This window comes from Saccharomonospora sp. NPDC046836, assembly GCF_040645195.1.
Classification (GTDB): Bacteria; Actinomycetota; Actinomycetes; order Mycobacteriales; family Pseudonocardiaceae; genus Prauserella_A.
In genome coordinates this window covers 1-8,447 of record NZ_JBEYXW010000078.1, presented here as the reverse complement: position 1 = coordinate 8,447, position 8,447 = coordinate 1, and the positions used below count along the sequence as shown (strand labels likewise).

15 protein-coding genes are annotated in these 8,447 nt (G+C 71.7%); 5 read left to right on the top strand and 10 right to left on the bottom strand.

What is annotated here, in order from left to right; genetic code table 11:
* The 5 genes from ABZ863_RS34625 to ABZ863_RS34605 form a co-directional block, all read right to left on the bottom strand.
* A partial coding sequence (locus ABZ863_RS34625) for an ATP-binding cassette domain-containing protein (protein WP_358543912.1) occupies positions 1-265 on the bottom strand: 265 nt, incomplete at its 3' end.
* 35 nt (positions 266-300) lie between these two features.
* A complete protein-coding gene (locus tag ABZ863_RS34620) occupies positions 301-1,308 on the bottom strand; it encodes an ABC transporter (RefSeq protein ID WP_358295995.1) in 1,008 nt (335 codons plus the stop codon).
* On the bottom strand, positions 1,305-1,694 hold the full coding sequence (locus tag ABZ863_RS34615) for a GntR family transcriptional regulator (protein ID WP_023418594.1): 390 nt from the start codon (positions 1,692-1,694) through the stop codon (positions 1,305-1,307). The genes ABZ863_RS34620 and ABZ863_RS34615 overlap by 4 nt, the downstream gene beginning before the upstream one ends.
* A 103-nt stretch (positions 1,695-1,797) precedes the next feature.
* Positions 1,798-3,072: a DUF6596 domain-containing protein gene (locus tag ABZ863_RS34610; RefSeq protein WP_358295992.1), complete on the bottom strand. Its 1,275-nt coding sequence runs from the start codon at positions 3,070-3,072 to the stop codon at positions 1,798-1,800.
* Positions 3,073-3,106: 34 nt separating this feature from the next.
* Positions 3,107-3,478 (bottom strand): YciI family protein, encoded by a 372-nt coding sequence (locus ABZ863_RS34605; protein WP_358279933.1) that lies wholly within the window; start codon positions 3,476-3,478, stop codon positions 3,107-3,109.
* 206 nt (positions 3,479-3,684) lie between these two features.
* On the opposite strand from ABZ863_RS34605, the gene ABZ863_RS34600 reads away from it, so the two are divergent.
* Positions 3,685-4,134 (top strand): hypothetical protein, encoded by a 450-nt coding sequence (locus tag ABZ863_RS34600; RefSeq protein ID WP_358287998.1) that lies wholly within the window; start codon positions 3,685-3,687, stop codon positions 4,132-4,134.
* A gap of 25 nt (positions 4,135-4,159) precedes the next feature.
* Here the strand turns inward: ABZ863_RS34600 and ABZ863_RS34595 are convergent, their stop codons facing one another.
* Genes ABZ863_RS34595 through ABZ863_RS34580 form a run of 4 tightly spaced genes read right to left on the bottom strand, consistent with a single transcriptional unit; the run spans position 4,160 to position 5,136 of the window.
* Positions 4,160-4,336: a hypothetical protein gene (locus ABZ863_RS34595; RefSeq protein ID WP_023418598.1), complete on the bottom strand. Its 177-nt coding sequence runs from the start codon at positions 4,334-4,336 to the stop codon at positions 4,160-4,162.
* Between the two features lie 43 nt (positions 4,337-4,379).
* Positions 4,380-4,754, bottom strand: coding sequence for a hypothetical protein (locus tag ABZ863_RS34590; protein ID WP_033949692.1), 375 nt, complete (start codon positions 4,752-4,754; stop codon positions 4,380-4,382).
* A complete protein-coding gene (locus ABZ863_RS34585) occupies positions 4,751-4,963 on the bottom strand; it encodes a hypothetical protein (protein ID WP_023418600.1) in 213 nt (70 codons plus the stop codon). The genes ABZ863_RS34590 and ABZ863_RS34585 overlap by 4 nt, the downstream gene beginning before the upstream one ends.
* On the bottom strand, positions 4,939-5,136 hold the full coding sequence (locus tag ABZ863_RS34580) for a hypothetical protein (RefSeq protein WP_358193553.1): 198 nt from the start codon (positions 5,134-5,136) through the stop codon (positions 4,939-4,941). Before ABZ863_RS34580 ends, ABZ863_RS34585 begins: the two co-directional genes overlap by 25 nt.
* Before the next feature lie 127 nt (positions 5,137-5,263).
* Between ABZ863_RS34580 and ABZ863_RS34575 the strand changes: the two genes are divergently transcribed.
* The 4 genes from ABZ863_RS34575 (at position 5,264) to ABZ863_RS34560 (ending at position 7,753) form a co-directional block, all read left to right on the top strand.
* Positions 5,264-6,109, top strand: a complete 846-nt coding sequence (locus tag ABZ863_RS34575) for a helix-turn-helix transcriptional regulator (protein ID WP_023418601.1) — start codon at positions 5,264-5,266, stop codon at positions 6,107-6,109.
* Entirely contained in the window at positions 6,093-6,308 is a 216-nt protein-coding gene (locus ABZ863_RS34570; protein ID WP_033949686.1) for a DUF397 domain-containing protein, read from the top strand. The genes ABZ863_RS34575 and ABZ863_RS34570 overlap by 17 nt, the downstream gene beginning before the upstream one ends.
* A 62-nt stretch (positions 6,309-6,370) precedes the next feature.
* Positions 6,371-6,526, top strand: coding sequence for a DUF397 domain-containing protein (locus ABZ863_RS34565; RefSeq protein ID WP_358543909.1), 156 nt, complete (start codon positions 6,371-6,373; stop codon positions 6,524-6,526).
* A 429-nt stretch (positions 6,527-6,955) separates the two neighbouring features.
* Positions 6,956-7,753 (top strand): protein kinase, encoded by a 798-nt coding sequence (locus tag ABZ863_RS34560; RefSeq protein ID WP_240675060.1) that lies wholly within the window; start codon positions 6,956-6,958, stop codon positions 7,751-7,753.
* A gap of 76 nt (positions 7,754-7,829) precedes the next feature.
* Here the strand turns inward: ABZ863_RS34560 and mshD are convergent, their stop codons facing one another.
* Complete coding sequence (gene mshD / locus ABZ863_RS34555) at positions 7,830-8,429, bottom strand: mycothiol synthase (RefSeq protein WP_358543915.1); 600 nt, start codon at positions 8,427-8,429, stop codon at positions 7,830-7,832.
* Positions 8,430-8,447: the final 18 nt, after the last annotated feature.

Sequence of the window (8,447 nt, the reverse complement as noted above, 5' to 3'; positions counted from 1 at the left end):
GCCCGGCGCCAGCTCCGGAGCCATCACCGGCACGGTGAACACGGGTGCCACGGTCGAGGTGTCGATCCAGGTCCCGGCGCAGCCCCCCGCCCGAGGGCCGGGCCAGTCCGGCGGCCAGGGTGAGCAGGGTGCTCTTGCCCGCGCCGTTCGGCCCGACCAGGGCACAGATCCGCCCGGCCGGCAGCCGGAACGAACAGGCGTCGAGCGCGTTCCGGCGCCCGAAGCGTTTGCCGAGGCCCCGGGCCTCGATGGCGGTGTCGGTCATGGTGAGTCCTTGGAGGAGGAGAGGGCGGAGAGAGGTCAGGGGGTGCGGCGGCGCAGCAGGCGCAGGGCCGCGAAGGCGAGGGCGGCGGTGAGGACGAGGATCAGGGCCGTCTCGGTGAGGTGGAGGGGGACGGCGTGGGAGGCAGGGTGGAAGAGCGTCTCGAAACCCTCGACGCCCTTCGCCTCTGCGCACTGCCGGACGAGGGACTCCCTGCCGTACTGGCAGTCGCTCATCGACACGGGCCGGCCCTGCGCGTCGAGGGCCGATTCGCTCAGCACCCATGCCCTCGCGGGGGCGGCCGTGACCTTCCAGCCGAAAATCCGCTCGGCCGGCCAGAGATGGGGAAGCAGCAGCGGCAGACCTTGCACCACCCCGAACATGGCCCCCGCCGACACCGCCAGCGCGGCCAGCGACCGGCGCAGCAGCAGCCCGGCGTACGCGCCGAGGGTCAGGGCGAGGAGGAACAGGGCGGGGGCGACGGGCCCGGAGGCGGAGAAGGTGAGCCAGTCCGTCCAGTCGTCCAGCGGGGACCCGTCCATGTACGGAACAGACCGGGCCTCTACGAACAGCAGGACCAGAGAACTGGCCCCGGCGAAGAGTACGCCCCCCGCCACCGCCCACTTCACCGCGATCCAGCGCCGTGGCGAGACCGACTGAGTCCAGGCGAGTGCGGCCGTACCCCGTTCCTGTTCGGCCCCGGTGAGCGCGGCACCGGCCCAGGCGGCGACGGCGACGGGCAGCGCGAGCAGCAGGACGGATACCCAGTCGAGCCAGAAGATGTGGTGCGTCATCTCTGGTTCCTGGACGGCCTCCTGCGGCCCACAGCCCGGACCGACCCAGCACTCGTGCGGCCCGGGCAGCACCACAGACACCCCGACCCACCGCAACCACACCAGCCCCGCCCCCACCAGCACCACCACCGCGACCCAGGTCAGCAACGCCCCCCGGTGCAACCGCAGCACCACCCGCGCCAGCGTCCGGAACGAAGGTGGCGAGGGGGCGGAAGTGCCCGGCTCCGTCGGCCTGTTCAAGGTCGTACTCATCGGTCCTCGTCCTCCGGATACGTCGAGTCCAGTACGGCCGTACAGAGCGCGGCCACGTCCTCCCGCCCCAGCCCCGCCTTCCGTGCCCGCGCGGCCCACTCGGCCAGTTCTGCCTGGAGCGGGCCGGTGTCGGCGTCGGGCCCGAGGGTGCGCCGGACGAAGGTGCCGAGTCCGCGCCGGGCCTCGACCAGGCCCTCGCGTTCCAGCTCGCGGTAGGCCTTGAGCACGGTGTTGGGGTTCACGGCCGTCGCTTCCACCACCTCACGGGCGGTCGGCAACTTGTCCCCGGGCTCCAGCAGCCCGAGCCGCAGCGCTTGCCGGGTCTGCTGGACGATCTGGAGGTACGTGGCGACTCCGCTGCGCCGGTCGATCCGGTAGGCGATCACCTGTCACCCCCCTTTCACTAATCAAGTAGTGAAAGGGTGATGCAAGGGTGGTGTTCCGTCAAGTGCGTTGCGAACGGGCGGTCTTGTCGTCGATGAGCAGCCGTCAGGTGGTGGCTTCGTCGGCCCGTTCGGCTTCCGTGAGGAGGTAGCGGCGCTCGGCTCCGTTGGCGGTGAGGGTGGCTGCCTCGCGGTAGAGGGTTGCGGCCCCGGCGGTGTCGCCGGTCATGCGGGTGAGGTGGGCGCGTACGGCGCGTTCGTGGTGGCGTACGAGGGGGTCCCGGTCGAGGGCGTGGCGGCCGCAGAGGGTGTCGAGGAGGGTCAGGCCGCGGGTGGGGCCGAAGGCGCGGGCGACGGCGACGACGCGGCTCAGCCGGACCGGCGCGGTCGGGGTGAGCCGCTCCAGCCAGAGGTAGAGCATCGCGATGCGCGGCCAGTCGGTGAGTTCCGGCGCGGGCGCCTCGGCGTGGAGTGCAGCGATGGCGGCCTGGAACTGGTACGGGCCGGTACTGGTGCCGCGCGGGTCCCACACCGCGTCGAGGAGTCGGGTCCCCTCGCGGATCAGCTCCTGGTCCCAGCGGGTGCGGTCCTGCGACTCCAGCGGGACGAGGGCGCCGTCCGCGTCGGTCCGGGCGCCGTGGCGGGACTCGATGAGCAGCATCAGGGCGAGCAGCCCTGCGGCCTCGGCGTTGTCCGGGTCGGCGGCGTGGAGCAGGCGGGCCAGCCGGACGGCCTCCTCGGAGAGGTCGCGGCGGGCCAGGCTCTCTCCGGAGCTGGCGGTGTAGCCCTCGTTGAAGATGAGGTAGAGCACGCGCATGACGGCCTCGGTGCGTTCGCGCCGGTCCGTGTCGGTGGCCGGTACGAAACGGGCGCCACCGCGCACCAGTTGCTGCTTGGCCCGGCTGATCCGGGTGCCCATGGTGGCCTCGCTCGACCCGTACGCGCGGGCGATCTCGGCCGTGGTGAGCCCGCCGACCGCGCGCAGGGTGAGCGCCACCTGGGAGACCGGGCTCAGCCGGGGATGGCAGCAGAGCAGGAGCAGGGTGAGGCTGTCGTCCGTACCGCCGGTCGGCGCCGCCCGGCGTTCCGGTGTCCCCAGGGCGAGTTCGGTGCGGCCGACTTCCTGTTCGCGGCGGTGGCGGGCCTGTTCGGCGCGGAGCAGGTCGACCATGCGCCGGTAGCCGACGCGGATCAGCCAGCTGCGCGGGTCCTGCGGAACCCCCTCGGCCGGCCACCGCTGCCCGGCGACGATCAGCGCCTCCTGCACGGCGTCCTCGGCGACGTCGAAGCGGCCGAAGCGCCGGGTCAGCGCGCCGAGCACCTGCGGAGCCTCGGTGCGCAGCAGGTGCTCGACGCCCGCGTCCGGGGGCGGCCGCCTCATCGCGGACCGAAGCGGGTCCGCCCGATGCGCGGGGTCACGCCGCGAAGTCCGCGCCCATGACCGGCCGGATCTCGACCGGCTCGCCCAGCACCGCGACGATCCGGGCGGCGATCTCCACGGCCCGCTCCTGCCCCGACACGTCGATGACGGCGAAGCTGGCCAGCACCTCCTTCAGCTCCGCGAACGGCCCGTCGGTGGCGGTGACCCCCTCGGCCGTGGGGCGCACGGTGGTGCTGACCGCCGGATGCCCCAAGCCCTCGGTGGAGACCAGCTCGCCGGAGGCGGTCAGCTCCTCCTCGAACCGCTGGTAGGCGGCGAACGCTTCCAGCGCCTCCTCGGTGGGCGAACCGGCGGTAGCGGCGTCCCAGCCGTCGGCCGGGGTGTAGCCCAGCAGCAGGTACTTCACGGAACCTCCGTGGTGGTCGTCGGTGACGGGCCGGGCGACCCGTGGTCGTCCAGGGAACCTCGGAGCCGGACAGCCGTCCTCGACATCCGCCCCATGTGACGCACGTCACCACTTCCCCCTGTCGAACTCCCGCCGCCGGCCCCGAGGTAGCGGCGAGAACCCGAACGACGACGGCCGACGGCCGACGAACGACTGAGGAGAACGCCATGTCCGAGACCGGGACCGAGACCGAGACCCCGCCCCAGCAGCCCACCCCCGAACTCCGGGCCCTGGACCGCCTGACCGGTAACTGGAAGGTGACCGGCGGCGCCGAGGGGACCGTGCGCTACGAGTGGATGGCCGGAGGCTTCTTCCTCCTCCAGCACGTCGACCTGGTCCAGTTCGGCCAGGCCGTCACCGGAATGGAGGTCATCGGCAACCTGCGCCCGTTCGGCGAGCCCACCGGCCCCGACGTGGCCTCCCGCTACTACGACTCCCAGGGCAACACCTTCGACTACGTCTACGAACTCGACGGCGACACCCTCACCATCTGGGCCGGCGCCAAGGACAGCCCCGCCTACTTCCGGGGCACCTTCACCCCGGACGGCACGACCATGACGGGTGACTGGGTCTACCCCGGCGGAGGCGGCTACTCCTCGACCATGACCAGGGTCTGACCGGGGGCGTCGGTACCGGCGCCGCTCACCAGAAGTCCGGGGGCAACTCGTGCAGCCGCCCGCACCCGAGCATCGGGCAGCGGACGTAGCCGGGCGGGGGAGGGCTGGGCCGGTGGCGGTCGGCCCGGTCCGGCTCCCGCCCCGGCTCGGGCTGGTCCGGGGGCGCGTCCTGGTGGTCGGAGTCGGCGGGGTCGATCTGCACGGGTTCGCTCCTCGGGGGCGAGAGGGGGGCGGGAGAACCGCTGTCATGGCGTGACCGGGCCGGGCAACGGGTGGACGGTGAGCCGGTACCAGCACGTCGCGTCGTGGGTGAGGAAGGCGAACGGTTCGTCGGCGGCCAAGGCGCGCAAGGCCGCGTCCTGGCACCCCGTGGACGCCTGCCACCCGCGCAGGGCGCCCGGTGCGTCCCGGTCGGCGGCGGGCACCCGCCGGATGGTGCCGGGCGGGGCCCACCGGACGTACGGGTACGGGTCGAGCGCGTCGGCGATCCGCCGGGCCTGCCCCCGGAGCCAGCGGAGTGCGAGACGCCGGGTCGGGGTGATGATCCCGCCCAGGAACACGCTCGACCGGGCGTCGCCCCCGTACGTCTCGGCCAGGTACTCCACGGCCCCCGCCGTCACCCCTGCCCCCGAACCCACCGCCGCGCCCCGTTCTCCTCAGCCACCCGCGCCCGCAACTGCCGCAGCACCGCCGACTCCTCGCCCTCCCCGGCCTCACCCTCGGCGCCCCGGTGACGTGGACAGGCGCACGGCGGAAACAGCAACGGGTTGAACTCCGCCTCGGCGTACCGGGCTTCGGCGCCCATCACGCCGACTGCCCCGCCACGCATTCCCCCGACTCCCGGTGCCGCTTCATCAACACCCGGCAGTCGGTCGCCCTGCTCCAGTCGTACTCGGCCTTGGCAACGGTCTCGGCGAGGGCGAGTGCCTGGCAGGGGCGGCAGGGGCGGCAGGGGGGCTGGGAATGCTCGGAGGCGGGCGGGGTCTGTGCGCGTTCAACCATGGCTGGGTTCCTTGCCATTCGGCCTTGTGAGTGGTGCCTCCACTCTTGCCAAATGAACGCTCCGTGTACACGTTGGGTGTGTGACCAAATACCCTGAGTGCACACGTCTCTAGGAGGAGGGCAGCGGATGGAGCTTGAGCCCGACGAGGACGCAAAGCCCGCTACACCTGCGGGTTTGCTCGCGCGCAGAGTGGCTCGGTTACGAAAGCGGTCGGGGCTGTCGGTACGTCTCCTCGCGGAGAAGGTCGGCTATCCCTATTCCTATGTGGGCCGGGTCGAGCGAGGGGAGCAGCTTCCGTCGGAAGCCCTGGCGGCGGCCCTTGACGAGTTCTTCGACACCGACAGCATTCTCGGCGAGATGCTCGTGGTCGCAGTTGAGGCTGAGGTGCCGGTCTATGGCCGGAAAGTGCTGGAGCAGGAGCGTCATGCGGCGCGCATCCAGACGTTCAACAGCAGCGTGGTCCCGGGCCTGCTTCAGACGGAGGCCTATACAACCGCCCTGTTCACCGAGTCCATGCCCGGCAAGGACGCGGAGAACGTGGCCTTGCAGGTCACGGCCCGTGCGCACCGTCAGGCAGTGCTCGCATCGGACCAACCGCCCCTGTACTGGGCCATCATCGACGAGTCGGCCCTGCGGCGACCCGTCGGTGGCTCCGCTGTCATGGCAGGCCAGATTCGCCACATAGTGAACATGATCGAGAACAACAGCTCCGTGTGCGTGCAGGTCCTGCCGTTTGCGCGTGGAGTACACCCCTTGCAGGGCGGTAGCTTGACCCTGCTCACCCTTCGCGATGGCCTCACCTTCGCCTACGTCGAAAGCTTCGCTTCTGGCCGGGTGGTGGACAGCCCGGCGGACGTATTGGAGCTGGCGACGCGTTACGACATCGCGCGGTCGAAGGCGCTCGACAGTGGGGAGAGTCTGGCCATGTTCATCAAGTACCTGAAGGAGTATGAAAATGACCACGACGAATAGGGACCTGCCTTCAGTCACCTGGGTGAAGAGCAGCTACAGCAACGGCGAAGGTGCTGAGTGTGTGGAGTGGGCCCCTGAGCACGCCGCCCTCACCGGCGAAGTCCTGGTGCGTGACAGTAAGACCCCGCACGCCCGCCACCTGACCCTCACCCCCGCGAGCTTCGCCGGGCTGGTTTCCCTGGCGAAGGCCCACGGCTGATTTCAGCAGGCGGTGCGGAGGCGGTCTGGTCCGACTCGGGTGCGTAGGCGGAGGATGCCCGCATGACCTCCACGAGTGCGACCCCGCCTCCGCTCACCTGGGTGAAGAGCACGTACAGCGCCGGGGAAGGCCAATGCGTCGAGTGGCCCCCGAGCACACCGCCCTCAGCGGTCAAGTCCTGCTCCGCGACAGCAAGACCCCGCGCGCCCCGTACTTGACCCTCACCCCGGAGAGCTTCGCCGGGTGGTGTTCCTGGCGAAGGGCTCGCGGCTGACGTAGCGCGCGAGTGCCCTGCCCGGTTCTTCGAAGCAAGGGGAGCGCGGTGGGGTTCTCCGCTGAGCTGTTGCGCGCTTCCGTACGCCGGGGTGTACGCCTGCGCGGTGTCCTCTCTGGCTGTCTATGGTCCTCGATGGGCGTGATCGGCGACGCCGAGACCGGCGAACGTGACGCCGTGCCCGTTCGCCGTGAGCGCCGTGGCGGGCAATGTGCGCGTCTCGGGCTCGTTCGAGGCTATCGTCACCACTGCGCCCTCGCGGTCGCCGCTTCCGCCCACCGGCGTGACCCGGGCGACGAGGACGACGACCAGGATGCCGAGTGCACCGCGGGATACCCGGGGTCTTCCTGCACCCCGAGGAACTGAGCGAGCCATGCCCAAGCCCCCGGACCCGTCTCTGCTCGCGCTGATCGAGCAGCACACGGGCCCCGTGAAGCGACTCCACCCCACTGAGCACGGCGGGGGCTCGGATCTGACCGCCGTGGCAGAGACCGAGGAGCGCACCGTCTTCGTGAAGGCGATGCGCGACCGTGGGCGGGCCGGGGGCAGGCGGGACTCCCTGCTGCGGGAGATCGCCGTGGCCCCGCACCTGGCCGGCGTGGCACCTCAGCTCCTCTGGAGCGAGACGGGAGGGCGAGAGTGGGTCGTGGCCGCGTGGGAGGCGGTCCAAGGGCGTGCGGCGGATCTGCGGCCGGGTTCGGCGGATCTCCCGGTGGTGGCCGACGTTCTGCGGCGAGTGGGGGAGCTGCCCCTGCCCGAAACGGCGGCCGACTGGCCCGAGCGGCGCTGGGACCGGTTCGCCGCCGGGCAGGAGCACCAGTTCGCCGGGGCGGCGCTGCTGTACACCGACTGGCATCCGGGCAACTTCGTTGTCGGGGAAGGGCGCTCCTGGCTTGTGGACTGGTCCTGGCCCACGCGGGGTGCGGCGTTCATCTCCCCGGCCCTGTTGATCGTCGAGCTGGTCTCGGCCGGGCACGCCCCAGGGGCAGCCGAGGAACTGGTGAGGGACAGTCCTGCCTGGACGGAGGCGCCGACGGACGCGGTCGACGTCTTCGCAGTGGCACACGCCCGTATGTGCCGAACGGCGGCAGCATGCCGCCCCGAACAGACATGGCTTGCGGCGGTCGCCGACGCTGCGGCCTGTTGGGCCCGGCACCGGGCCTGCGGATGACCGGTTCCTCCCAGCGCGCGGAGGCCCCGCCCTGTCCTTCCTGGGCGACGGCGGGGCTCCTCGAAAGCGCCCGGGCTCACCCCTCCGTGCGGTACATCAGGTCCGTCTCGTACGTCGTGAAGCCGAGCCGCTCGTACACGCTCACGGCCGCCTCGTTGTCGGCGTCGACGTAGAGCATGGCGGTCGGGAGGCCCTGGGCGGCGAGGTGGGCGAGGCCGGTGGTGGTGAGGGCCTTGCCGAGGCCGGAGCCCTGGGCGTCGGGGGCGACGCCGACGACGTAGACCTCGCCGAGGCCCTCGTCGGCGTGGATCTTGGTCCAGTGGAAGCCGGCCAGGACCCCGTCGCGCTCGGCGAGGAAGAAGCCCTTCGGGTCGAACCACGGTTCGGCCATGCGGGCGTCCAGGTCGCGCTGGGTCAGCGAGCCCTGCTCGGGGTGGTGGGCGAAGGCGGCGGCGTTGACGGCGAGCCAGGCCGCGTCGTCCTCGCCCGGGACGAAGGTGCGGACGGTGACGCCCTCCGGGTACGCCGACTCGTGCAGCGGCGGGACCGAGAGGGGGCGGCGCATCTGGCGCAGCTCGCGGAAGAGGCTCATCCCCAGCACCGTCGCCAGGTGGCGGGCGGCCGGGTGGCCGCCGTGCGCCCAGAGCCCCGAGCGACACCTGAGCCAGGGCTGGATCTACGGCTTCGGTGATGG

Coding starts and splice junctions, on each gene's coding strand:
- ABZ863_RS34610 (WP_358295992.1), bottom strand. CDS start 3,072: ATGAGGCGGCCGCCCCCGGACGCGGGCGTCGAGCACCTGCTGCGCACC.
- ABZ863_RS34565 (WP_358543909.1), top strand. CDS start 6,371: ATGACCTCCACGAGTGCGACCCCGCCTCCGCTCACCTGGGTGAAGAGC.
- ABZ863_RS34620 (WP_358295995.1), bottom strand. CDS start 1,308: ATGAGTACGACCTTGAACAGGCCGACGGAGCCGGGCACTTCCGCCCCC.
- ABZ863_RS34600 (WP_358287998.1), top strand. CDS start 3,685: ATGTCCGAGACCGGGACCGAGACCGAGACCCCGCCCCAGCAGCCCACC.
- ABZ863_RS34570 (WP_033949686.1), top strand. CDS start 6,093: ATGACCACGACGAATAGGGACCTGCCTTCAGTCACCTGGGTGAAGAGC.
- ABZ863_RS34560 (WP_240675060.1), top strand. CDS start 6,956: ATGCCCAAGCCCCCGGACCCGTCTCTGCTCGCGCTGATCGAGCAGCAC.
- ABZ863_RS34575 (WP_023418601.1), top strand. CDS start 5,264: ATGGAGCTTGAGCCCGACGAGGACGCAAAGCCCGCTACACCTGCGGGT.
- ABZ863_RS34585 (WP_023418600.1), bottom strand. CDS start 4,963: ATGCGTGGCGGGGCAGTCGGCGTGATGGGCGCCGAAGCCCGGTACGCC.
- ABZ863_RS34580 (WP_358193553.1), bottom strand. CDS start 5,136: ATGGTTGAACGCGCACAGACCCCGCCCGCCTCCGAGCATTCCCAGCCC.